This window comes from Rossellomorea sp. NPDC077527 (assembly GCF_044542955.1).
In the GTDB taxonomy this organism is placed as follows: domain Bacteria; phylum Bacillota; class Bacilli; order Bacillales; family Bacillaceae_B; genus Rossellomorea; species Rossellomorea aquimaris_E.
The window spans coordinates 480571-505915 of record NZ_JBITVL010000002.1 but is presented as its reverse complement, the minus strand read 5'-3'; the positions used below and the strand labels follow the sequence as shown (position 1 = coordinate 505915).

Annotated in this window: 24 protein-coding genes; 23 read left to right on the top strand and 1 reads right to left on the bottom strand. The window is 43.4% G+C overall.

What is annotated here, in order from left to right; translation table 11 throughout:
* The first annotated feature begins 88 nt into the window (after positions 1-88).
* The 5 genes from accD (at position 89) to ACIGG7_RS07730 (ending at position 5873) form a co-directional block, all read left to right on the top strand.
* On the top strand, positions 89-958 hold the full coding sequence (gene accD, locus ACIGG7_RS07750; protein ID WP_224939889.1) for an acetyl-CoA carboxylase, carboxyltransferase subunit beta: 870 nt from the start codon (positions 89-91) through the stop codon (positions 956-958).
* Positions 952-1932 (top strand): acetyl-CoA carboxylase carboxyl transferase subunit alpha, encoded by a 981-nt coding sequence (gene accA / locus ACIGG7_RS07745; protein ID WP_397549319.1) that lies wholly within the window; start codon positions 952-954, stop codon positions 1930-1932. Before accD ends, accA begins: the two co-directional genes overlap by 7 nt.
* 321 nt (positions 1933-2253) lie before the next feature.
* Positions 2254-3213 (top strand): 6-phosphofructokinase, encoded by a 960-nt coding sequence (pfkA, locus tag ACIGG7_RS07740; RefSeq protein WP_397549318.1) that lies wholly within the window; start codon positions 2254-2256, stop codon positions 3211-3213.
* A 30-nt stretch (positions 3214-3243) separates the two neighbouring features.
* Entirely contained in the window at positions 3244-5004 is a 1761-nt protein-coding gene (gene pyk / locus ACIGG7_RS07735) for a pyruvate kinase (protein ID WP_397549317.1), read from the top strand.
* A gap of 482 nt (positions 5005-5486) precedes the next feature.
* Positions 5487-5873 carry an FxsA family protein gene (locus ACIGG7_RS07730; RefSeq protein ID WP_224939893.1) on the top strand — a complete coding sequence of 129 codons (387 nt, stop codon included), beginning with the start codon at positions 5487-5489 and terminating at the stop codon, positions 5871-5873.
* Positions 5874-5908: 35 nt separating this feature from the next.
* Here the strand turns inward: ACIGG7_RS07730 and ytvI are convergent, their stop codons facing one another.
* A complete protein-coding gene (gene ytvI, locus ACIGG7_RS07725) occupies positions 5909-7015 on the bottom strand; it encodes a sporulation integral membrane protein YtvI (protein ID WP_397549316.1) in 1107 nt (368 codons plus the stop codon).
* A gap of 158 nt (positions 7016-7173) precedes the next feature.
* Here ytvI and ACIGG7_RS07720 point away from each other — a divergent pair, with 158 nt between their 5' ends.
* From ACIGG7_RS07720 to ACIGG7_RS07635, 18 genes are all read left to right on the top strand, one after another.
* Positions 7174-7632 carry a DUF441 domain-containing protein gene (locus tag ACIGG7_RS07720; protein WP_224941264.1) on the top strand — a complete coding sequence of 153 codons (459 nt, stop codon included), beginning with the start codon at positions 7174-7176 and terminating at the stop codon, positions 7630-7632.
* A 318-nt stretch (positions 7633-7950) separates the two neighbouring features.
* Complete coding sequence (gene citZ / locus ACIGG7_RS07715; RefSeq protein ID WP_224939895.1) at positions 7951-9069, top strand: citrate synthase; 1119 nt, start codon at positions 7951-7953, stop codon at positions 9067-9069.
* Between the two features lie 116 nt (positions 9070-9185).
* On the top strand, positions 9186-10457 hold the full coding sequence (gene icd, locus ACIGG7_RS07710) for an NADP-dependent isocitrate dehydrogenase (protein ID WP_224939896.1): 1272 nt from the start codon (positions 9186-9188) through the stop codon (positions 10455-10457).
* Between the two features lie 77 nt (positions 10458-10534).
* On the top strand, positions 10535-11473 hold the full coding sequence (mdh, locus tag ACIGG7_RS07705; protein ID WP_224941265.1) for a malate dehydrogenase: 939 nt from the start codon (positions 10535-10537) through the stop codon (positions 11471-11473).
* Between the two features lie 244 nt (positions 11474-11717).
* A complete protein-coding gene (locus ACIGG7_RS07700; RefSeq protein ID WP_224939897.1) occupies positions 11718-12089 on the top strand; it encodes a DUF2089 domain-containing protein in 372 nt (123 codons plus the stop codon).
* Positions 12089-12475 carry an SHOCT-like domain-containing protein gene (locus tag ACIGG7_RS07695; RefSeq protein ID WP_224939898.1) on the top strand — a complete coding sequence of 129 codons (387 nt, stop codon included), beginning with the start codon at positions 12089-12091 and terminating at the stop codon, positions 12473-12475. The genes ACIGG7_RS07700 and ACIGG7_RS07695 overlap by 1 nt, the downstream gene beginning before the upstream one ends.
* A gap of 3 nt (positions 12476-12478) precedes the next feature.
* The gene (locus tag ACIGG7_RS07690) at positions 12479-12748 is read left to right on the top strand and encodes a hypothetical protein (RefSeq protein ID WP_224939899.1); all 270 of its coding nucleotides are present in this window, start codon (positions 12479-12481) and stop codon (positions 12746-12748) included.
* A 303-nt stretch (positions 12749-13051) separates the two neighbouring features.
* Positions 13052-13528: a MaoC family dehydratase gene (locus ACIGG7_RS07685; RefSeq protein WP_397549315.1), complete on the top strand. Its 477-nt coding sequence runs from the start codon at positions 13052-13054 to the stop codon at positions 13526-13528.
* A 219-nt stretch (positions 13529-13747) separates the two neighbouring features.
* Positions 13748-14467, top strand: a complete 720-nt coding sequence (locus tag ACIGG7_RS07680; protein WP_397549314.1) for a response regulator transcription factor — start codon at positions 13748-13750, stop codon at positions 14465-14467.
* Positions 14464-16233 carry a two-component system histidine kinase PnpS gene (gene pnpS, locus ACIGG7_RS07675; protein ID WP_397549313.1) on the top strand — a complete coding sequence of 590 codons (1770 nt, stop codon included), beginning with the start codon at positions 14464-14466 and terminating at the stop codon, positions 16231-16233. Before ACIGG7_RS07680 ends, pnpS begins: the two co-directional genes overlap by 4 nt.
* A 300-nt stretch (positions 16234-16533) precedes the next feature.
* Positions 16534-17496, top strand: coding sequence for an FtsH protease activity modulator HflK (gene hflK, locus ACIGG7_RS07670; protein ID WP_224939903.1), 963 nt, complete (start codon positions 16534-16536; stop codon positions 17494-17496).
* Positions 17489-18424: a protease modulator HflC gene (gene hflC / locus ACIGG7_RS07665; RefSeq protein WP_397549312.1), complete on the top strand. Its 936-nt coding sequence runs from the start codon at positions 17489-17491 to the stop codon at positions 18422-18424. The genes hflK and hflC overlap by 8 nt, the downstream gene beginning before the upstream one ends.
* 84 nt (positions 18425-18508) lie before the next feature.
* Positions 18509-18664 (top strand): hypothetical protein, encoded by a 156-nt coding sequence (locus ACIGG7_RS07660; protein ID WP_397549311.1) that lies wholly within the window; start codon positions 18509-18511, stop codon positions 18662-18664.
* A gap of 217 nt (positions 18665-18881) precedes the next feature.
* Positions 18882-21512, top strand: a complete 2631-nt coding sequence (gene polA, locus ACIGG7_RS07655; RefSeq protein WP_397549310.1) for a DNA polymerase I — start codon at positions 18882-18884, stop codon at positions 21510-21512.
* Positions 21513-21536: 24 nt separating this feature from the next.
* Complete coding sequence (mutM, locus tag ACIGG7_RS07650; protein ID WP_397549309.1) at positions 21537-22361, top strand: DNA-formamidopyrimidine glycosylase; 825 nt, start codon at positions 21537-21539, stop codon at positions 22359-22361.
* A gap of 65 nt (positions 22362-22426) precedes the next feature.
* Positions 22427-23059, top strand: a complete 633-nt coding sequence (gene ytaF / locus ACIGG7_RS07645) for a sporulation membrane protein YtaF (protein WP_397549308.1) — start codon at positions 22427-22429, stop codon at positions 23057-23059.
* 30 nt (positions 23060-23089) lie between these two features.
* Positions 23090-23695 (top strand): dephospho-CoA kinase, encoded by a 606-nt coding sequence (gene coaE / locus ACIGG7_RS07640; RefSeq protein WP_397549307.1) that lies wholly within the window; start codon positions 23090-23092, stop codon positions 23693-23695.
* A gap of 444 nt (positions 23696-24139) precedes the next feature.
* The gene (locus tag ACIGG7_RS07635; protein WP_224939909.1) at positions 24140-25168 is read left to right on the top strand and encodes a glyceraldehyde-3-phosphate dehydrogenase; all 1029 of its coding nucleotides are present in this window, start codon (positions 24140-24142) and stop codon (positions 25166-25168) included.
* Positions 25169-25345 lie beyond the last annotated feature (177 nt).

The following is a 25345-nucleotide window of genomic DNA, read 5'->3' as shown; positions in this document are numbered from 1 at the left end:
ACTATAGAGAAGCGAATGGACAGCTGACATGGAAGGGAATATCTTCCCGCTGAAGTAGCAACCTGTCATTCGGTAAGGAGGTTTCACCTTGCTAAAGGAACTTTTTAACAAATCGAAAAAGAAAAAATATGCAACGATTCCTTCTGAAGCGGCCAAACATGACGTTCCGGAAGGCATCATGACAAAATGTCCTGATTGCAAAAAAATCATGTATACGAAAGAACTTCAAAAGAACTTAAAGGTGTGCATTCATTGCGGATACCATCATGGCATGAGTTCACCTGAGAGAGTAGATAGTTTTATAGATGAAGGCACGTTCAAGGAGCTTGATCATGACCTGACTTCGGGTAACCCGCTGAACTTCCCTGATTATGAGAGCAAAGTGGAAAAGGACCGTAAGAAGACGGGTATGAATGAAGCCGTGCTGACCGGTTCAGGAAAGGTCAACGGCATTGAAGTGGTGACAGCCATTATGGATTCCCGTTTCCGTATGGGAAGCATGGGATCTGTGGTCGGAGAGAAAATCACAAGGGCCATTGAAGAAGCCGATAAACGGAAGGTTCCGTTCATTATCTTCACTGCTTCAGGCGGGGCAAGAATGCAGGAAGGTGTCCTTAGCTTGATGCAGATGGCCAAGACCAGTGTCGCACTGAATCGTTTGAGCGAAAACGGTGGGCTCTTCATTTCGATCATGACTCACCCGACAACGGGAGGTGTTTCCGCAAGTTTCGCATCCGTAGGGGATTATAACTTCGCGGAACCGGGAGCATTGATCGGCTTCGCAGGGAGACGGATCATCGAGCAGACGATCCGGGAAGATCTGCCGGAGGACTTCCAGACATCCGAATTTTTATTGAAACATGGACAACTTGACGGAGTCATCTCGAGACTCGAGTTAAAAGAGAAAATCGGGACAGTACTTGATATACATCAGTGGGACGGTGATCTGCCATGGTAAATGAGATGGAATTTGAAAAGCCTGTATTTGAGCTCAAGAAGAAAATTGCCGAGCTGAAGGAGTTCACTCAGAATTCAGATGTCGATTTATCAAAGGAAATCGAGAAGCTTGAAAACCGGCTCGCCAAGCTTGAAAATGATATCTACGAAAACATGAAGCCGTGGGAAAGGGTTCAGGTGGCACGCCATCCGAATCGTCCGACTACGCTGGATTATATTAAATACCTCTTTACGGATTTCATTGAAATGCATGGAGACCGACTATATGGGGATGATGAAGCCATCGTGTCGGGAGTCGGGAAGTTTCACGATGTCCCTGTCACGATCATCGGTCACCAACGAGGGAAAGATACGAAGGAGAACATTCGCCGTAACTTCGGGATGCCTCATCCTGAAGGCTACCGTAAAGCCTTGCGCTTGATGAAACAGGCGGACAAGTTCAACCGTCCGATCATTTGCTTCATCGATACGAAAGGTGCCTACCCAGGTAAGGCAGCTGAAGAGCGCGGACAGAGTGAAGCCATTGCGCGTAATCTTGTTGAAATGGCTGCCCTGACGGTTCCCGTCATCTGCATCGTGATCGGTGAAGGCGGTAGTGGCGGTGCTCTGGCACTTGGAGTCGGTAACCATATTCATATGCTGGAAAACTCCACATACTCCGTTATTTCACCTGAAGGGGCAGCAGCCATCCTTTGGAAGGATTCCACCCAGGCGAAACGGGCGGCTGAATCCATGAGGATTACAGCCCCGGACTTAAAGGAACTTGGTATCATCGATGACATCATCACGGAAGTGAAAGGCGGAGCGCATAAAGATGTTGAGGAACAGGCTCACTATATCAATGGCGTTCTGAAGAAGTCATTGAAAGAATTGGTTCCAATGAAGAAAGACGAATTGATTCAACATCGTTATGAAAAATTCAAAGCGATGGGCGAGTATTCCGTTTTAAATGATTTAATCGGGGTAAAATCATAACAAACCAAGGACTGACAAATAGGAATGACCTTTTGTCAGTCTTTTTCATTCAATTTCGAAGGATTGTGTCGGTTTTTTGAAGGTTTTAACAATTAAAACGCTTCCATTTAATAGATTATTTCGTCTTTTGCGTTTCCATCTAGTAACTTGTTGAGAACCTTGAACCTTCGTGTTATTTTAGAAATAATCCAAAGTCTATTGGTCCATAATAATGTAATGAATGTAGAACGAAAATTTCCTTTTCTTTGATTTATGTGAAACGATTAACAAGATGTACCATTCATTTACATATAAAGGCATATTTCTTTATGAGGTGATACTATGAAAAAGATTGGTGTATTAACGAGTGGTGGAGATTCACCCGGTATGAATGCAGCCGTCCGTGCAGTTGTGCGTAAAGCAATCTTCATGGACATGGAAGTGTACGGTATTTATCAAGGGTATAATGGATTAATCAACGGGAACATCCGGAAGCTTGAGCTTGGTTCTGTCGGTGATATCATTCACCGTGGGGGAACGATGCTTTATACAGCCCGCTGTGAAGAGTTCAAAACAAAAGAAGGTCAGAAAAAAGGGATTCAACAGTTAGAGAAACACGGCATCGAAGGACTTGTTGTCATTGGTGGAGACGGATCTTACCAAGGGGCAAAAGCCTTGACGGAATGGGGTTACCCATGTGTCGGTGTACCTGGTACAATCGATAACGACATCCCTGGTACTGAATATACAATCGGCTTTGATACAGCCCTTAACACGGTTATCGATGCAATCGATAAAATCCGTGATACGGCGACTTCACATGAGAGAACATTCATCATTGAAGTAATGGGACGAAATGCAGGGGACATCGCTCTATGGTCCGGTCTTGCCGGTGGAGCTGAAACGATCCTGATCCCTGAAGAGAAGTTCGATCTTGATGACGTCGTGAACCGTTTGAAGAAAGGACAGGAACGCGGCAAGAAGCATAGTGTCATCATTGTTGCAGAAGGCGTCATGTCCGGGAATGAATTCGCGAACCGCTTTACCGAAGCAACGGGAATGGATACACGTGTCTCCGTCCTTGGTCACATTCAGCGCGGTGGAACGCCGACAGCTGCCGACCGCGTTCTTGCAAGCCGCTTAGGTGCTCATGCCGTTGAACTGCTTTCTCAAGGTAAAGGCGGAAGAGCAGTAGGAATTGAGAAAAATCAACTAGTTGATTACGATATTATTGAAGCACTTGCCAAGCCACATCAAATTGACTTTAACATGTACAGACTTTCCAAAGAGCTTTCAATCTAAATTGTTGTAAGATTTCAGGAGGTAAAGAAAATGAGAAAAACGAAAATAGTATGCACGATTGGTCCTGCCAGTGAGAGCGTAGAGAAGTTATCACAACTGATCGAAGCAGGAATGAATGTTTCCCGCTTGAACTTTTCACACGGTGACCATGAAGAACACGGACAACGTATCGTCAATATCCGCGAAGCAGCTGAAAAAGCAGGCAAAACAGTCGGTATCCTGCTTGATACAAAAGGTCCGGAAATCCGTACAAACAACATGGAAGGCGGAGCTATTGAATTAACTCAAGGTTCAAACGTCATCGTTTCCATGAAAGAAGTACTGGGTACAACTGAAAAATTCTCCGTTACATACGAAGGATTGATCGATGATGTCCATGTTGGTTCTAAAATCCTTCTGGATGACGGCTTAATCGGTTTAGAAGTTACGGAAATCGACAAAGCGAACGGTGAAATCCACACATATATTGCCAACAGTGGAACACTTAAAAACAAAAAAGGTGTAAACGTACCTGGCGTATCTGTGAACCTTCCGGGAATCACGGATAAAGATGCAAGTGATATCGTATTCGGTATCGGACAAGGCGTTGACTTCATCGCGGCATCATTCGTCCGTCGTGCATCTGATGTATTGGAAATCCGTCAATTATTGGAAGAGCACAACGCGTCTCATATCCAAATCATCCCTAAGATCGAAAACCAAGAGGGTGTCGACAATATCGATGAAATCCTTGAAGTTTCTGATGGCTTGATGGTTGCACGTGGAGATCTTGGTGTAGAAATCCCTGCGGAAGAAGTACCATTGGTGCAAAAGCAATTGATCAAGAAATGTAACTCTTTAGGTAAGCCTGTCATCACAGCGACTCAAATGCTGGATAGTATGCAGCGCAACCCTAGACCGACAAGAGCGGAAGCAAGTGACGTTGCCAACGCCATCTTTGATGGTACAGACGCAATCATGCTTTCTGGTGAAACAGCTGCAGGTTCATACCCTGTAGAAGCAGTTCAAACGATGCATAACATCGCATCCAGAGCGGAAACGGCGCTGGATTATGATACAATCCTAGCTGCCCGCAGCAAAGACAGCGAGCACAATATGACAAATGCCATCGGGCAATCCGTCGCATACACGGCTCTTAATCTTGATGTAAATGCAATTGTGGCTCCAACTGAGAGTGGTCACACAGCACGCATGATCTCGAAATACCGTCCGAAAGCACCAATCGTAGCGGTGACAGGTACGGATTCTGTATCACGCCGCCTGGCTCTTGTCTGGGGCGTACACCCTACATTGGGACGTAAAGTGACAACAACAGATGAAATGCTTGATATGGCTGTTGAAGAGAGTGTCAACTCAGGAATGACGAAGCACGGAGATCGCATCGTCATCACAGCAGGTGTTCCGATTGGTGAAACAGGAACAACTAACCTGATGAAAATCCACGTTGTGGGCGACGTCGTGGCTAAAGGTCAAGGAATTGGCCGCAAGTCAGCTTACGGTAAAGCAGTAGTGGCAACCACAGCCGAAGAAGCTGTGCAGAACACGACTGAAGGTTCAGTACTTGTAACCATCGGCACAGATAAAGAAATGATGCCTGCATTAGAAAAATGTTCTGCCCTGATCGTTGAAGAAGGCGGTCTGACAAGTCATGCAGCCGTTGTTGGAATCAACTTGGGAATTCCTGTTGTGGTCGGTGTTGACCATGCCACTTCACTATTCAAGAATGGCCAGGAAATCACAGTGGATGCTACACATGGCGTGATTTATAATGGGTATGCTAGTGTATTGTAAGTAGATATATGTGGGAAACCAGAGTCTTTATGGGCTCTGGTTTTTTTGTTTGTGTTTGGAGTGTGGTATGTGGCGTGGTGTTCACAATTTGGCACAATTATTGGTGGAAGTGGCCCGATTAATAGTGGTTTTGGCCCAATTAGAGAGGGAAGTGGCACAATTAACAGTGAAAGTGGCCCAATTCCGTTGGAAAGCCGCTGCATAGATTGGGGAGAGCGCCGCAACAAACGTTCAAACTGCCGCAACGAACGTACAAACCGCCGCAACAAACGCCGAAAGTGCCGCAACGAACCTTCAAACTGCCGCAACAAACGCCAAAACGCCCACAACCAAAACCAAATCTCCTACAACCAACAAAACCATAACCAATAACAACACCCAAATACCATTAAAACACCCCAAAATCCCTCTCATAATACACAAACAATCTAATATGCTATAATAAAAGGAAGCAAGTACTAAACCAAATGGAGGAATCCATCATGAGATATATGCTTTTACTATTGATTATCATACCCGCACTAGAAATCGGCTTATTGGTTCTTTCCGGACAAGCCATTGGTCTAATTCCGACGGTATTACTGATCATTTCAACAGGGATCCTGGGAGCCTACCTGGCAAAGAAGCAGGGAATCGAGACGATCAGAAAAGCGCAGCGTGATATGCAGTACGGTCAATTGCCGGGTGATGCCATCATGGATGGTTTATGTATCCTTGTCGGTGGGGTTGTCCTATTGACACCGGGGTTCATTACAGATGCCATTGGTTTCCTGCTGTTGCTGCCGGCCACGAGAAAAATGTTCAAACCATTCATCTACCGATTATTCAAACGCTGGATCAACAATGGAAATGTGATCATCTACCGATAAAGAAAAAAAGCACTGCTCGCGAGCAGTGCTTTTTTCTATTTTACCCCTATGATGAATTTCCACGTATCTTCGAACACACCAGCCCGCTTCAAAGTAGATAGAATTACGAGTACTACAGGACCGACGATCAGTCCTAAAAATCCGATGAGTTTGAAGCCGACAAATAGGGCTATCAATGTCGCAAGGGGATCGAGCCCGATGCTTGAAGAGAGTACCTTTGGCTCCATGATCTGCCGTTGGACGACGACGACCATGTAGAGGACTGACAGCCCGATTCCGAGGCCTACATTGCCCGTGATGAACTCATAGGCAATCCAGGGAACGAATACAGCGCCCGTCCCAAGATAAGGCAGGATATCAACGAGGCCAGTCACGAGTGCAATGGTGATGGCGTAATCTACTCTGAGGATGATTAATCCAATCAGCACGATAATGGCGGTGATCGAGATGAGAGTAAATTGAGCCCGGATGAATCCGAACAGGGCGCGCTTTAAGTCAATGAACACTTTTCTTCCGCTGCTCATCGCTTTCCCTGGAATGATTTTCTCTGCTTTAGCGGATAATGTATACCAGTCCTTGCTGATGAAAAACGTAGCCAGCGCGGCGAATATCAGGACGGATGCGGCATTCGGGATCCACGAGATCAGCTGTGGCAGTTTCGTGAAAAAGTTCTGCAGAAAATCTCCTGCTGATGTGGCAATTTTTGTTCCGGCTGTTTGGATATTCTCGAGTATCGTATCCTGTTGTCCGGCTTCAAGATTTTTGAACATACCGGCAAGCTGATTGTAGAGCGGGATGACCTGTCCAACAATGATATCTTCTGCGTATGTAACGAGTGTTTGCACGTGCTTAGGCAGTTCTTCTGCTAAATAATTGGCTCCGGAGACGATTTCGGCGATCAATAACGTGATGAGACCTGCAAAAATGGCAACAATCATAATGAGAGATAGGGTGACGGCCCAAATCCGCGGCAGCCATTTTTCAAGTCCATTCACCATCGGATTGATGAGTAATGCGATGGCGACGGCAATGATAAATGGATAAGCAAGTTTCCATATGTAATAGAGTGAAATCAATGAAAGAATGATGATCGCTACAACGACCAGAAAGCGGATCGTTCGATAAACATAATCTAAATTCAAGAGCTTCCCTCCTACCGAGTCTAGTAATTCTATTTTATAAGAGACAGGAAATGAAAGGAAGATTTATTTGCGAAGGTTCAATGATTTTATCAATGATTAAAATAGTTGATATGGTAGGATAATGATTGGACTACATATGAGGGAGACGGGTGAAGGATATGACACAGCCATTTCTATTTTTACTGCTTTTACTGGGAATCGGTCTGATGGCAAAGAATCAATCGATTATTATAGCCGTAGCATGTTTGATCGTACTAAAATTGCTGGGCCTTGACGAGAAAGTATTTGCGTCTATTCAGTCGAAAGGGATCAATTGGGGTGTTACTATCATTACAATTGCGGTACTGGCACCGATTGCAACGGGAGAAATCGGATTTAAGGATCTCTTTGATTCGTTGAAGTCCCCCTATGCATGGATTGCCCTTGCCTCTGGGATGGCTGTTGCTTTGATTGCGAAAAACGGATTGATTTTATTGGAAGATGATCCCCACCTTACGACGGCATTGGTCCTTGGAACCGTCTTAGCCGTGGCGGTCTTTAAAGGCGTTGCTGTAGGTCCGCTTATCGGGGCAGGCATTGCTTATCTTGCGATGAAATGCTATGAGTTTTTTCTTTGAAGAGTTGCTCGGGATCATCCCGGGGGAGTTCTTTTTTCGGCTGGTTTATTTTTCTAGAAAAATAATTTTTATAGAAATTGGTGCGTTTTCATTCACAAAAGTCAGATAATTGTTTATAATAGGAAATGTAAGCGCATCCCAAGCTCTCGTGTTATCATAGAAGAGCCGGGAATCATTTTTTGTATAGGAATTGAGCAATCGCTCAACGTGTTTCTTTACGTTCTATTTAAACAAGCCTACTAGATTTAATAGATCGTTTTGTAGGGTTTTATGCTCATATGAAAATGGGTAAAAGATTAACAAAAGGAGAGGTTTATTATGACAGCAACTCGCGGATTAGAAGGAGTTGTAGCAACGACATCGTCCATCAGCTCCATCATTGACGATACTCTTACATATGTTGGCTACAACATTGACGATTTAGCAAACAATGCAAGCTTCGAAGAGGTTATCTACTTATTGTGGCACCTGAAGCTTCCTACTGCCTCCGAACTTCAAGAATTTACAGAACTATTGGCTGCAAACGCTGAACTTCCAAAAGAAGTCATCGAACATTTCAAAATGTATGACATCAAAAAGGTTCACCCGATGGCCGCTTTACGTTCTGCTGTATCTTTACTGGGATTATATGATGACAAAGCAGATGTGATGGAAGATAAGGAAAACTATTTGAAAGCTGTCCGCCTGCAAGCGAAGATCCCTACGATCGTTACAAGCTTTGCACGTATCCGCAACGGTCAGGAACCGATTGCACCGCGTAAGGATCTTGGCTTTGCCGCTAACTTCTTGTACATGCTGACTGGAAAAGATCCTGAGCCTGTTGAAGTTGAAGCGTTCAATAAAGCACTTGTTCTTCATGCGGATCACGAGTTAAACGCTTCCACATTCACAGCTCGTGTTTGTGTAGCGACTCTTTCCGATGTGTATTCAGGTGTTACTGCAGCAATCGGAGCTTTAAAAGGGCCTCTTCACGGTGGTGCGAATGAGCAGGTTATGAAGATGCTTACTGAAATCGGTTCTGTGGATAAAGCAGAAGAATATATCCTGGACAAGTTAAACAAGAAAGAAAAAATCATGGGCTTCGGTCACCGCGTTTACCGCCAAGGGGATCCACGTGCGAAGCACCTGAAAGAAATGTCCAAAAAATTAACTGAATTAACAGGACAAAGCAAATACTACGAAATGTCCGTCAAAGTAGAAGACGTATTTACGTCTAACAAAGGCTTGCCGCCAAATGTTGATTTCTATTCAGCATCTGTATACCACAGCTTAGGCATCGATCATGACCTATTCACTCCGATCTTTGCTGTAAGTCGTGTATCCGGCTGGTTGGCTCACATCCTGGAACAATATTCAAACAATCGCCTGATCCGTCCTCGTGCTGATTATGTAGGGCCTGGCAAGCAGGAATATGTTCCGGTTGATCAAAGAGGTTGATCATCGATATTTACAAATAGTAAAAATATTGGTGTAATAATAAGAGAAGGGGAATGACTCAACATGGGTAAGGTATGGGTCATCCCCTTTGATAATGAAAAAATGGAGGTTACATAATGACACAAGGTGAAAAAATTACAAACCAGAACGGCCAACTTAATGTGCCAAACAATCCAATCGTTCCATTCATTGAAGGTGACGGTACGGGTCCAGATATTTGGGCAGCAGCTCAACGCGTCCTAGATGCTTCTGTAGAGAAAGCATATAAAGGTGAACGCAAGATTTCATGGAAAGAAGTATATGCAGGGGAAAAGGCATTCAACAAAACAGGCGAATGGCTGCCAAACGATACGCTTGATGCGATCCGTGAATACTTCATCGCCATCAAAGGTCCACTTACGACTCCTGTCGGCGGCGGAATCCGTTCATTGAACGTTGCGCTTCGCCAGGAATTGGATCTATTCACTTGCCTGCGTCCAGTACGTTACTTCGAAGGTGTTCCTTCACCGGTTAAGCGTCCTGAAGATACAGACATGGTTATCTTCCGTGAAAACACTGAAGATATCTATGCTGGTATCGAGTATGCTAAAGGTTCTGATGAAGTGAAGAAGTTAATTAGCTTCCTTCAAGATGAAATGGGTGTAAACAAGATCCGTTTCCCTGAAACATCAGGTATCGGAATCAAGCCTGTTTCTGAAGAAGGGACAAGCCGCCTTGTACGTGCAGCGATCAACTACGCGATCACTGAAGGTCGTAAATCAGTAACGCTTGTTCACAAAGGGAACATCATGAAGTTCACTGAAGGAGCTTTCAAAAACTGGGGTTACGAGATTGCTGAGAAAGAATTCGGCGATAAAGTATTCACATGGGCTCAATATGACAAGATCAAAGAAGCGGACGGAATGGATGCTGCGAACAAAGCTCAATCAGAAGCTGAAGCTGCTGGTAAGATCATCGTAAAAGATTCTATCGCTGACATCTTCTTACAACAAATCCTTACTCGTCCGGCTGAGTTTGATGTAGTGGCTACAATGAACCTTAACGGAGATTACATCTCTGATGCACTTGCAGCTCAAGTTGGCGGAATCGGTATTGCTCCTGGAGCAAACATCAACTACGAATCAGGACATGCAATCTTTGAAGCAACTCACGGAACAGCTCCTAAATATGCTGGTATGGATAAAGTGAATCCTTCATCTGTCATCCTTTCCGGTGTGCTTATGCTTGAGCACCTTGGTTGGACAGAAGCTGCTAACCTGATCACAAAATCAATGGAAAAAACAATCGCTTCTAAAGTCGTAACGTATGACTTTGCCCGTCTGATGGATGGAGCAACAGAAGTAAAATGCTCTGAATTCGGTACTGCATTAATCGAAAACATGGAGTAATATATAAACAAAGGATGGGGTGCTTCGTAACGGGGCACTCCTTCCTTTACATAAAGAGAAGAATAGGAGGAATCATGATGGCCATTAAACGTAGAAAAGTATCTGTTATCGGTGGAGGTTTCACAGGGGCGACAACGGCACTGATGCTCGCCCAGAAAGAGCTTGGAGATGTGGTATTGGTCGATATTCCGCAAAACGAGGATCCGACGAAAGGGAAAGCGCTTGATATGCTTGAGGCGAGTCCTGTTCAGGGATTTGATGCAAACATTATCGGGACGTCCAATTACGAGGATACGAAGGATTCGGATATCGTTGTCATTACGGCGGGGATTGCCCGTAAACCGGGGATGAGCCGAGATGATCTGGTTCAAACCAATCAAAAGGTCATGAAATCTGTGACGCAGCAAATCGTCAAGCATTCACCCGATTGCTATATCATCGTATTGACGAACCCTGTGGATGCCATGACCTATACGGTTTTCAAAGAATCTGGTTTCCCTAAGGAGCGCGTAATCGGACAATCCGGCGTATTGGATACGGCCCGATTCCGTACGTTTGTCGCCCAGGAACTTAATCTGTCTGTAAAGGATATTACTGGATTCGTTCTTGGTGGTCACGGCGATGACATGGTTCCTCTTATTCGTTATTCATACGCAGGAGGGATCCCGCTCGAGACACTAATCCCGAAAGACCGTTTAGATGCCATCGTTGAGCGCACCCGTAAAGGTGGGGGTGAGATAGTCGGCCTTCTGGGTAACGGAAGTGCTTATTACGCACCGGCGGCTTCACTCGTACAAATGGTGGAAGCCATCCTGAAGGATCAGCGCCGTGTCATACCGGCTATCGCCTACCTGGAAGGGGAATACGGTTTCGATGGTATATACCTTGGTGTTCCGACGATCCTTGGTGGCAACGGCTTGGAGCAAATCATCGAACTTGAATTAACGGATGATGAAAAAGCTGCACTTTCCAATTCAGCAGATGCAGTCAAAAACGTGATGTCTTCATTGGCTTGATTTATTTCATAGGAAACCGGCTTCCGTAATGGAGGCCGGTTTTTTCAATTCTTCAATACGGCAAAATTCAACAGGCTCTTTTGTGAGTCTGTTTCTTATTGGATAAAAGTTATATTGATTTTTTTAATAAAAATATTAAACTATTTAATAAAATTAAATGAATTTATAAATTATTTTTAAATTTATATTCAAAATCAGAATTTATTAGTGTATGATATGAATAAAATATTGAAAGGAGTTTAGTATGGCATATCCATTACTTACGAATTGTCCTGTTTGCAGCAACGCACTTAAAATTACCAAGCTGCACTGTAACCACTGCCAGACTACGGTCGAAAATGAATTTGAAGTATCAAGACTCGCGGCCCTTCGCCAGGAGCAGCTGCATTTTATTGAGGTTTTTCTTAAATGCCGTGGAAATATTAAAGAGGTTGAGAAGGAGCTTGGGATTTCTTATCCGACTGTCAGAGGTAAATTAGATGAAATTATCTCTGCAATGGGGTATTCCAGTCAAAAGAAACCGGATGTGGATAAGAAGAAAATTGTATCGTTATTAGAGAAAGGCGAAATTACGGCAGAGGAAGCCATTCAGTTACTAAAAGAGGGGGAAGTATAATGAAGGATGAAATTTCAAGGGTTTTGACGCTTGTAGAAGAAGGAAAGATTGATAAGGAAAAAGCAAGTGAACTGATCACTGTTCTACAAGGTAAAGATCAGCAGGAACTCGTGACAAAAAAAGAAGTTCCATATGGAAGTAAAATGTTGAAAATCCGCGTGAACTCCGAAGAAGGAGATAATGTGAATGTAAATGTGCCGATTAATTTGGTAAAGGCCGTTTTAAAAGTAGGTACAAATATTGCTGAAAAAATACCTGAGGCGGAAAAATACGTGAAAGATATTAACGTTGATCTCCTTATCGAAGCGATCGAAAATGAATTGGATGGTCAGATTGTCGACATTACTTCGGCCAATGGTGATAAAGTGTTCGTGGTAATTGAGTAATTTATGTTAAAAATTAAGCTGAAACTTAAGGATAAACGATTCTCGATTCCAGTGCCCTATGCGCTTTTACATTTGGCTAGTTTCATCATTACCTCAAAAAAAATCACTCGCCTACTAAATAAAGCCATTGAAAAGGATGGCAGCAAATTCATCTTTCCGGAAATAGATAGAGAAGACTTGAAGCCATTATTAGAAGGACTTTCTATGCACCGTGGATTAACCCTCGTTGAAACGAAATTGAAGGATGGAACAGAGGTAGTAGTGAAACTTTAGAACCTCCTTTAAACTTTATCCATAGATAGAGAGTGTGAAGGACACATTCTTCGCTGACCCAAGAGCTGAAGGTAAGGTGGATGACCTCCAGCTTTTTTTGTTCTTTTCACTTCTGGTATCGATCAAATCCCTTCTACTCCTGATTATGACTCTTTCCTATTTTATCACCAAAAAATAAACACCACACGGGTAAAAACTCTTTGTATGGAAACCATATAAATGTTAAAATAATAATAGACAGACAATAAAAACAATTTTTATTATTTAAAATTGTAATCGTTTACATACGTGGGGGTGCTTCTTATGTTATTAGGTAAAAAGAGAAAATTGGGAAGAAAAATTGAAGAAATGACAGTCGGCGAAAAGCTGACATTAACAGAGAAAATCGAAGACAATGAATTGCTTCTATATCTTGGACTCACCAACGATGCCAATCCATTATACATTCAACACGATTACGCCTCACAAACACCGTTTAAAAAGCCGATTGTTCCATCGATCATGTTGACAGGGATCATCACATCCGCTGTTTCTAAGTATCTTCCGGGACCTGGCTCTCATATCGTAGAGCAAAACATTGAGTTCCCGAAGCCTGTTTACCATTACGCAACGGTGCAATTCCTGTTTGAAGTAACAGAGGTGAATCCGGACAGCCACCTGGTAACCATATTCGTAACGGCAACGAATGAAGATGATGAGAAGGTGATAAACGGTACGATCAAGGTTTGTCCACCTCACCGTCTGGAGAAAATGAATAGTCATGCGTTAGAGAACTTCTAATGCCGGAAAGGAGCTATGTGACCATAGCTCTTTTTTTATGCATGAAAAATGATAAAAAATGATGGCGAAGCGCATCCTATTAGAATGGTAGAAGAAAACTAAAAAGTGTTAAATCTCTTTAAATGATGGTAAGCCTCAAGATTTATATTATAATGAAAGTACAATTACATAAATGTTTGGATGTTGGGGTTAATTTTCTTTTGTATGGAGGCACAACAAATGAGCAAAAAAATCTTGGTAGTCGATGATGAACAATCAATCGCAACACTCTTAAAGTACAATCTGGAGCAATCCGGGTATTCGGTTACAACGGCACATGACGGTGAAGAAGGAATGGATCTGGCGATTGAACAAACTCCGGACCTGATCATTCTTGATCTTATGCTGCCTTCCATGGATGGTATTGAAGTGTGTAAGGAATTGAGACAACGAAAGATTAATATCCCGATTTTGATGTTAACGGCGAAAGACGATGAGTTTGATAAGGTTCTTGGATTAGAGCTTGGAGCAGACGACTATATGACAAAGCCATTCAGTCCTCGTGAAGTGGTCGCGAGGGTGAAGGCAATCCTTCGACGCAGCCAGGCGATTCAAGAGGCTGTAGAACCCGCTTCCCCGGAACCGACAGATTACAAGGAAGTCGGTGAACTAAAGGTGTATCCGGAGCAATATGAGGCATATTTCCAAGGAGAATTACTTGAACTGACACCGAAGGAATTCGAGCTTCTCCTATATTTAACCGACAATAAAGGCAGGGTGTTGACGAGAGATCAACTGCTGAGTGCGGTATGGAACTATGATTTCGCCGGTGACACCAGAATTGTGGATGTCCATATCAGCCACTTACGTGAAAAAATCGAATCCAATACAAAAAAACCTACCTATATTAAAACGATTCGTGGGTTGGGATATAAATTGGAGGAGCCTAAAAATCGATGACCAAATTTAGGACAAAGCTACTTTTTGCTCTAATTACGTTGATCATCGCTGTTTTAATTGGACTTGGTCTCCTTTTAGGCCAGATTTTCAAGAATTTTTATTTAGATACGTTTAATTCGAGGATCCAGAAAGAAGCAAGACTACTCGCAAGCTCCATTGTAGAGAACGGGGCACCAAAAGACATCAACCCGGACATGATCCAGGAATTAAGTGACATTTTGGATGTGCGGATTACGATATTGGATAAGGCCGGCAAGGTGGTTCATGATACAGAAGCGATTGACTCACTTGTCGGTCCCCAGCAAAAGAGGATTGTAAAGGAAATCCAAAAGAATTGGGACGTCAAGCAGAAGCATAAAAAACTCGTTGCTTCTGGAAATGAATATCGCTATTATTGGTATCCTTTGAAAAATACAAACGATGATATGATGGGGCTTCTCATTATGAGTACCGAGGTGGAAGCCCTTGAAAAAGGTACGCAGCAAATCTGGTTCGTATTGTCCATATCACTCGGTCTTGCCTTGGTTCTCATCATCATTTTAGGATCGAGGATTACAGTCAGGTATACAAAGCCCATTGAATCCGCGACAAATGTGGCCATTGAGCTTGCCAAGGGAAATTACCGGGCGAGGACCTATGAAGACCGGCTCGATGAAACGAGTATGTTAAGCACCTCGATCAATATTCTGGCGAGAAACCTACAAGAGATGGTGAATGCCCAGGAAATGCAGCAGGACCGCTTAACGACCCTTATTGAAAATATGGGAAGTGCTCTTCTTCTGATTGACCATCGAGGATTCGTGGTGTTGACGAACCGGACATTCAGGGATTTCTTCAATCTCCAGGAAAGCCAGCTGAAAAAAGTACGGTATCATGAGGTGATTCACTATCAGGAAGTGAATAAACTCGTGGAAGAGATCTTCATGACAGAAGAGAGGTTAAGAAAACAAATCCTCCTTCCCCACAAACTTGACCGAAAACATTATGAAGTGTACGGTGCGCCGATCATTGGGAACAATGATGAATGGAAAGGGATTGTCGTCGTTTTCCACGATATCACGGAGCTTAAAAAGCTTGAACAGATGCGTAAAGATTTCGTGGCGAACGTATCACATGAGCTGAAAACGCCGATCACCTCCATCAAAGGGTTCTCCGAAACCTTGTTGGACGGGGCAATGAATGATCCTGATACGTTAAAATCATTTTTAGACATCATCCTGATGGAGAGTGACCGGCTTCAATCCCTTATCCAAGATCTACTCGAATTATCGAAGATCGAGAAGCAAGGGTTTGAGCTGTCCGTTCAGAAAGTAGAAGTGGCTGGTCTGATAGAAGATGTCATGCCGATATTAAATGAGAAAGCCAAATCAAAGGATATTTCCCTTCAGACGTCCTTTGACTCAAGAGGGATGGCAGAAGTGGATTCATACCGACTGAAGCAGGTCTTCATCAATTTGATCTCAAACGCCATTGTATATACGCCAAAAGACGGAAATGTTGTGATCACCGTTCAAGATGATCCTGACAAAGTATATGTAAGGGTGAAAGATAACGGAATTGGTATCAGTCCTGAAGAGCTACCGAGAATCTTTGAACGATTCTATCGTGTGGATAAAGCGAGAAGCCGTAATTCAGGCGGGACCGGACTCGGACTTGCGATTGTCAAACATATCATTGAAGCTCACGAGGGTGATATAGAAGTGGAGAGTGAATTGAACAAAGGTACGACATTCACTGTCTCTTTGAATAAACATTTTTCATCCTGACCCAAGATAAAGAAAGCTTAGTTAGTTTTCACTTATTTTACATTGTCTTTACAATAGATTTAAATACAATTAACAATCAGGTGATACGATACTAAGTGAAACCCCTTCATCCAAGGTGTTATGAAAAGGCGAGAACCAACCCCGTTCTCGTCTTTTCGCATTTATATTTTTTGGAAACGCTCTCTTTTTGGGTAGACTCTCTGTCACCTTCTCTTAATCTTTTTGAAACCTTTTTGTCTTATGTCCGTATATCTTAGTAGGAAGAAAATAAGATATAGAGATAGAAAAGGGAGGGTGCATATGAGTTTGAAGCGTGTTTATATGGTAGCAGGAATGGTATTGGCGGCCATCATTTTAATCGTTGTATTACTAACTTCCTGGTATACCGTTGACGAATCAGAACAGGCACTGGTGTTGACGTTCGGGGAAGCTGGGGAACCGGTTGTAGAGCCGGGACTGCATTTCAAGATGCCGTGGCCGATGCAATCAGTGGAAGTACTGTCGAAAGAAACCTTCAGTCTTCAATTCGGATATGAAGAAAAGGATGGGAAAATCAAAGACTTTCCGAAAGAAACCAAAATGATCACCGGGGATGAATATATCGTTCTTGCCGACCTTGTGGTGCAATGGAAGATCACGGATCCGGAAAGCTATTTATTCAACTCGGATAATCCAAAGGAAATTCTTTATGACGCCACATCATCTTCACTAAGAAGTATTATCGGTAGTTCATTGATCGATGATGCCTTAACTTCTGGGAAAGCCGAGATCGAGGCGGATGTAAGAGATTTATTAACGGACTTGATCGATGATTATGATATCGGAATATCCATCCTTGCAGTGAAATTACAGGATGTTGAGCTGCCGAATGCGGAAGTTCGCTCAGCCTTTACAGCCGTGACGGATGCAAGGGAAACAATGAATACGAAAATCAATGAAGCCAAAAAATATCGGAATCAGCGTACAAATGAAGCCCAAGGGGAGAAGGATGCCGTCATCTCCAGAGCAAAAGGGGATAAGATTGCGCGTGTGGAGCAGGCACGTGGTGATGTAGCTGTATTTGATAAGCTCTATAATGAGTATAAATCGAATCCTGAGATTACAAGAAAGCGTCTGGTATTGGAAACACTTGAAAATGTCCTGCCGGATGCAGAAGTTTATATTATGAAGGATAGTGGAGAAACGTTGAAATACTTCCCTATCCGACAGCTGGAAAATGGGAATGCACCAGTGAAACAGGAAGGAAGTGATGAGAATGAGTGATCAGAACGTCTTTGATATCCAGGCAAAGAAAAAGGATCCTGTGGAGTGGAAACGTTACACAAAATTAGGGATCTTCCTTGTTATTCTCATTGCGGTCATTCTCATCTTGTTTACGAGCCTTTTCATTGTGAAAGAGGGAGAGTACAAAGTCGTCCGTCAATTTGGAGAAGTGGTAAGGATTGACAAGGAACCGGGCTTGAAATATAAGATCCCGTTCATCCAGTCCGTGACTACTCTACCAAAACACCAAATGACGTATGATGTCACGGAAGCTGAAATCAATACGAAGGATAAGAAACGGATGCTTATCGACAACTATGCCGTTTGGCGCATTGAAGATCCTCTTAAAATGATCAAGAATGCAAGAACGGTGGTCAATGCTGAAACAAAGATGGAAGAGTTTATTTACTCGGTCGTTCGCTCAGAACTGGGACGTTTAGAGTATGATGAGATTATCAATGATGAAAAATCATCACGTGGAAGTCTCAATGATAAAGTGACAGACAAAGTAAACGAGCTATTGAGTCGAGATGGATATGGGATCGTCGTGGAGGACGTTCGTATGAAGCGTACTGATTTGCCTGAAGCGAATGAGAACTCCGTCTATACGCGGATGATTTCAGAGCGTGAATCCAAGGCACAGGAGTACTTATCCAAAGGAGATGCCGAAAAGCAAAGGATTACGGCTGAAACAGACCGAGAAGTGAAGGAGCTCCTTGCTAAGGCCGGAGCAGATGCCAATGTGATCCGGGCAGAAGGAGAAGCTGAAGCTGCGCAGGTTTACAACAAGTCGTTCTCGAAAGATCCTGCCTTCTATGATTTATATAAGACGCTTGAAACGTATAAGAAAACAGTGGATGATAAAACGGTTATCATTCTACCGTCGGATTCCCCATATGCAAGACTGTTGATGGGGTATACGGAATAAATGAAGAAACTCTTGGGGAGTGGCGTTGTCCATTCTTCAAGGGTTTTTTTGTGTTCCGGTTTTATGAGTGCGTGAAGGATACGTTTGTTAGTCTTTAGTTTACTTTTGGCACAAGTTTCGTTGAAAGTGGCACAAGTATATGCGAAAGTGGCACGAGTTTCGTTGAAAGTGGAACAAGTATATGGGAAAGTGGCACGAGTTTCGCAAAAAGTGGCACAAGTTATCAAAGCGCTGCACTAGTTAATCCAGTATTTAGTCAAATTACTAACGGCATTTCGGTAATTAACTTTATACAGTATTGAAGTTTTTCCAGATTGCAGGCGAAATCTTTCTTTCTCTGCCGGAATTATGTACCCTGCCATTCTTAATCCCTTCATAAGTGCCCCGTTTTTCCTTTCATTCCCCGACATGATAGAATAAAGATATAGAATCAGAAGCCTTTACAGGAGGTACTTATATGTCCAAAAAACTAGTCTTGATTGACGGTAACAGTATTGCTTACCGTGCATTCTTTGCCCTGCCTTTATTAAATAACGACAAGGGTGTACATACAAACGCGGTGTATGGCTTCACAACCATGCTCCAGAAGATACTTGAAGATGAGAAGCCATCTCATATCCTCGTGGCCTTTGATGCCGGGAAAACGACATTCCGCCATAAGACATTCACGGAATACAAGGGCGGCAGGCAGAAAACCCCGCCGGAACTGTCAGAACAGTTCCCTTATATCAGGGAATTATTGGACGCTTACGGGATCAAAAGATATGAGAAAGAGAATTATGAAGCGGATGATATCATCGGAACCCTTTCCCTTCAAGCAGAATCCGACGGTTTTGAAGTGAAGGTATATTCCGGGGATAAGGATTTAACCCAGCTTAGCTCCAAAGATACGACGGTGTGCATCACGAGAAAAGGGATTACGGATATCGAAGTGTATACCCCAGAGCACATTAAAGAAAAATGGGAAATCACGCCTGACCGCATCATCGATATGAAAGGCTTGATGGGGGATAGTTCCGATAATATACCTGGCGTCCCAGGCGTTGGTGAAAAGACGGCGATCAAGCTCCTGAAGGAATTCGATTCCCTGGAAAAGCTCCTCGAGTCCATTGACCAAGTGAGTGGAAAGAAACTGAAAGAAAAGCTTGAAGATAATAAAGAGCAGGCCATTATGAGTAAAGAGCTGGCCACGATCTTAAGGGAAGCTCCCATCGAGATCACGGTTGAAGAACTGAATTATGATGGTATGAATGAAGGGAAACTGAAGGAAGTTTACAGGGATCTTGGATTCAATTCCTTACTGGAGAAAATGGGGGAGTCTGCTCAGGAAGAACCAAAAGAGCTTGATGATATCTCCTTTGAAGTGTTGGAAACCATTAATGAAGGACAGCTTGCAAACGAGAGCTCCTTATACATCGAAATGCTTGAGGAGAATTACCACCTTGGGAACATCATTGGAATGAGCCTTCATAATGAACATGGGACGTTTTTCTTTAGTCTTGAAACGGCGTTGAATTCTGATGCTTTCAAAAAGTGGGCAGAAGACGAATCTTCGTTGAAGTATGTGTACAACTCGAAGGAAACGGTCGTTGCCTTAAAGCGACAAGGAATTGATATCAAAGGGATCGAGTTTGATTTATTGCTGGCTTCTTATATCATCAATCCGTCTGAATCGAGTGAAGACTTTGCGTCCATTGCGAAAGGTCACGGTCAGCCTTCCGTCGAATCGGATGAAGCCGTTTATGGAAAAGGGGCCAAGCAGAAGGTTCCTTCCACAGAGATTCTATCAGAGCATCTCGCTCGAAAAGCGTTCATCCTGAACGAACTGAAAGATACCTGCATGAATGAATTAAAAGAAAATGATCTTTATGATTTATACATGGAATTGGAATTACCGCTTGCGTTGATCCTTGCCGAAATGGAATTCACCGGTGTGAAAGTCGACCAGGAGCGCTTGCAAACAATGAAAGAGGAATTGGCCCTCCGCCTGGAAGAATTGGAAAAGAACATTTATGAGCTGGCTGGGGAAAGTTTCAATATCAATTCTCCGAAACAGCTTGGCGTCATCCTTTTTGAAAAATTGGGTCTTCCGGTTGTGAAGAAAACGAAAACGGGATATTCCACTTCTGCAGACGTATTGGAAAAACTCCAATCAAAACATGAAATCATTGATCATATCCTTCATTACCGTCAGTTAGGAAAGCTTCAATCCACCTATCTGGAAGGTTTATTGAAGGTTGTTCATCAAGATTCAAGTAAGATTCATACTCGCTTCAATCAGGCCCTCACCCAAACGGGCCGCCTAAGTTCTACGGATCCAAACCTTCAAAACATCCCGATCCGTTTGGAAGAAGGACGGAAGATCCGTCAGGCATTCATTCCTTCTGAAAAGGGATGGGTGATGTTCGCTGCCGACTATTCTCAGATCGAACTACGTGTACTCGCTCATATAGCTGGAGATGAGAAATTGATTGAAGCTTTCAGAAACGACATGGACATCCATACGAAAACCGCCATGGACGTCTTCGGGGTAGAGAAGGATGAGGTCACGTCCAATATGAGAAGGCATGCGAAAGCCGTAAACTTCGGGATCGTCTATGGAATCAGTGACTACGGCCTTTCACAAAGCCTTGATATCACGCGTAAAGAAGCAGGGGAATTCATTAAGAAGTACCTGGAAAGCTTCCCGGGTGTGAAAGAATATATGGATGACATCGTCCAGGATGCGAAACAAAAGGGATATGTGACGACCCTGATGAATCGCCGCCGCTACCTTCCGGAAATCACGAGCCGTAACTTCAATTTGCGAAGCTTTGCTGAACGGACCGCGATGAATACACCGATCCAGGGCAGTGCAGCTGACATCATCAAGAAGGCGATGATCGACATGGCTGCCAGATTGAAGGAAGAGAATCTTCAGTCGAGGCTATTATTACAGGTACATGATGAATTGATCTTTGAAGCGCCTGAGGAAGAAATTGAAACCTTGAAGAAAATCGTCCCTGAAGTGATGGAGAACGCCATGGAGCTTGAAGTTCCTCTGAAGGTCGATTACTCATACGGACAAACATGGTACGACGCGAAGTAGTTTTATGTAAAAGGAGGTGGCACAATGCCTGAGCTGCCCGAAGTAGAGACGGTCAGAAGAACATTGGAGCTCCTTGTATTAGGAAAGAAAATAAAAGATGTCAGTGTGTTTTGGCCGAAGATGGTTAAAAACCCAGATGATACGGAAGCATTCATCGATAGCCTGAGAGGTCAGGAAATCCTTGAAATGAGAAGAAGAGGGAAATTCTTAATCTTTTACTTTAACGATGTGGCGCTAGTTTCCCATTTGAGAATGGAAGGAAAGTATAATCTTGCTTCTCATCAGGATCCCGTTGAAAAACATACTCACGTCATCTTCCATTTTACGGACGGGACGGAGCTCAGATACCGTGATGTACGTAAATTCGGAACGATGCACCTGTTCAAGAAAGGGGAGGAACTGCTTCACCTCCCCCTCCTGCAATTGGGACCAGAACCGTTTCTATCAGAGTTCACGGTGGACTATCTGGCTGAAAAGCTTGGCAGGACGGACAGAATCGTGAAAGCGACACTGTTGGATCAGACGGTACTGGTGGGTCTTGGGAACATTTATGTAGATGAAGCATTATTCCGTGCCGGCATTCATCCTGACAGAAAGTCGAAGTCCTTGTCACGTGAAGAAATCGACGTGCTGCACAAGGAAATCATTCATACATTGACCGAAGCCGTAGAGATGGGTGGCAGTACAATCCGATCTTACGTGAATTCCCAGGGTCAGATGGGGATGTTCCAGCAGAACCTGTATGTTTACAACAGAAAAGAAGAGCCGTGCCGGAATTGCGGCACGCTCATTGAGAAGAAAGTATCAGCCGGGAGAGGGACCCATTATTGTCCCCAATGTCAGCATTAGAAACGTTTAACATCTGATAAGCCCTTACCATATAGTATTGTAATGATTTTTGGGAGGGCTATTAGATGAGTGAAACAATCTCCTTATTACTGCTGGCGTTTGCTGTGAGTCTCGATAGTTTTAGCACCGGTTTGACTTATGGATTGCGAAAAGTGAAAATCCCTACAAAATCAATCAGTATTATCTCGATCTGTTCAGCGAGCTCCTTATTGCTGGCCATGTTACTTGGTCAAACCATCGGGTCCATCATCACCCCGGTGTGGGCTGGAAGGATTGGCGGTATAATCTTAGTTGTGATCGGTGCGGCAGTTCTTTACCAGTTCTTCAGACCGGAAAAGGAATCAGTCATTCCGCAAGAAAAAACACTGATCAATTTTGAAATTAAATCCATAGGTTTGGTGATTCAAATATTAAGAAGGCCGTTGACGGCGGACTTTGATAAATCAGGCACCATCACGGGTATCGAGGCATTCATGCTTGGGATCGCACTGTCTCTGGATGCCTTCGGTGCCGGAATCGGTGCAGCACTACTACACTTCTCGCCGTTACTACTTAGCCTGGCAATCTTTGTGATGAGCTTTACCTTCTTATTCTCCGGATTGAAGATGGGGGAATTCTTCTCTCATCTGCGCTGGATTCACCGCGTCTCGTTTCTTCCGGGTGTACTGCTCATCCTCATCGGGATCCTGCGGTTTTAGTAACCGGCGAGTATTGGAAAGGATACGATCATGGCAAATATAATTGGATTAACAGGTGGAATTGCCAGTGGAAAGAGCACAGTATCCACCATGTTAAACGAAAAAGGATATACCATCATTGATGCAGACCTGGCTGCCCGAATGGTCGTAGAAGTCGGTCAGCCCGCCTATCTTGCAATCGTTGAGGAATTTGGTGACGGTATCCTTCACGAAAACGATACAACCATCAACCGAGAAAAGCTCGGTCAGATCATCTTTAACTCGGAAGAAAAAAGGAAAAAACTGAATAGTATCGTGCATCCAGCTGTAAGAAGCATGATGCTTCAGTATAAAGACGAAGCTATTGCATCAGGAAAAAACACCATATTCATGGATATCCCCTTATTATTTGAGAGCGACCTGACGTGGATGGTGGATCGCACCCTCGTGGTATACGTGAACGAAGAAACCCAGCTCTCACGCTTAATGGAACGGAATCACTTCAATCGCGAAGATGCATCATGCCGAATCGCTTCCCAATTCCCCCTGAAGGATAAAGTCAACCTTGCCGACGCAGTCATCGACAACAACGGATCACTGCATGAAACAAAAGAACAGCTTGAATCCCTCATAGTGAAATGGGACCTGAAACCATAGCAAGACAAATGACCGACAAGAGAACTTGTCGGTTTTTTATTTTGCCTTCATGGAATATTTTAAGTGGAATTATATGCATTTTAATTGATAGCATCATGATATCTATGTTGAGTGTAGCGGAAGGTTGCTCGACTCCTGCGGGAAAAGTGGGACAGGTGAGACCCCGCAGGCGAAGCCGAGGAGGCTCACCGCCCACCCCGCGGAAAGCGAGCAACGTGTAGCGGAACTCAACCAGCACATGCTTCGTGCAAAAATGTAAGCGATGCCATTGAAAACATGTATGTTTCCATACCGTAAAAATATACATACAATAAGCCTATTTGTCAGAATAATAAAACATTAAAAATCCGCAAAATACTTATTAACTAATTCTCCAAATATGTTATACTATTTTTAGCAAATAAACATATAAGTATAACATTAATATAGAGGGGAGCCGGATTTATGAAGGCGAAAATTGCAATCAATGGTTTTGGACGTATTGGAAGAATGGTTTTCAGAAAAGCAATCTTAGAGGATAACTTAGAGGTTGTAGCCATCAACGCAAGCTACCCTGCTGAAACGTTAGCCCATTTAATAAAGTATGACACAAATCATGGCACATTCCAGGCAGATGTAGTGGCAGAAGATGATGCACTCATCATCAACGGTAAACGTGTCCTGCTATTAAGCAATCGTGATCCTAAAGCATTACCTTGGAATGAATTGAATATTGATATCGTGATTGAAGCGACTGGGAAATTCAATTCAAAGGACAAAGCGAGCCTTCATTTAGAAGCGGGAGCGAAAAAAGTCATCCTTACAGCCCCTGGGAAAAATGAGGACGTTACCATTGTGATGGGAGTAAATGAAAGCGCATTAAATATTGAGGAACACAGTGTGATTTCCAACGCTTCCTGCACGACGAACTGCCTGGCTCCTGTTGCAAAAGTACTGGATGAGCAGTTCGGAATTGAAAACGGTCTCATGACGACCGTGCATGCGTACACGAATGATCAAAAGAATATTGATAATCCGCATAAAGATTTGAGAAGAGCAAGAGCTTGCGGACAATCAATCATTCCGACGACTACCGGTGCAGCAAAAGCATTATCATTGGTTCTTCCACAGCTTAACGGGAAGCTTCATGGAATGGCTTTACGCGTGCCGACTCCTAACGTTTCACTAGTAGATCTGGTTGTAGATGTGAAAAGAGACGTGACGGTTGAAGAAATCAATGAAGCCTTCATTACAGCATCCCTTGGTTCCCTGCATGGAGTGCTTCAATACACGACTGAACCATTGGTTTCAATCGACTTCAATACAAATCCTCACTCCGCGATCATCGACGGCTTATCCACGATGGTCATGGGGAGCCGAAAAGTGAAGGTATTGGCTTGGTATGATAATGAATGGGGTTACTCATGCCGTGTCGTAGACCTGGCTAAATTCGTCGCGAGCAAAATGAATGCCAAACAAGAAGTCAACGTTTGAAAGAACCAACATAAACAATAAAGCGAATCATAGGAACGCACCTGTTTCGGGTGCGTTCTTTTCTTTTTTTACACGCTTTAGGAAGGACAAAGGGAAGTATATTCTTATAAGTAGTGGAGACATCTAGTTGCTACTGGTTAAAGTTTGTTTGGAAACTTTATGCTTTAAAAAAAGCTG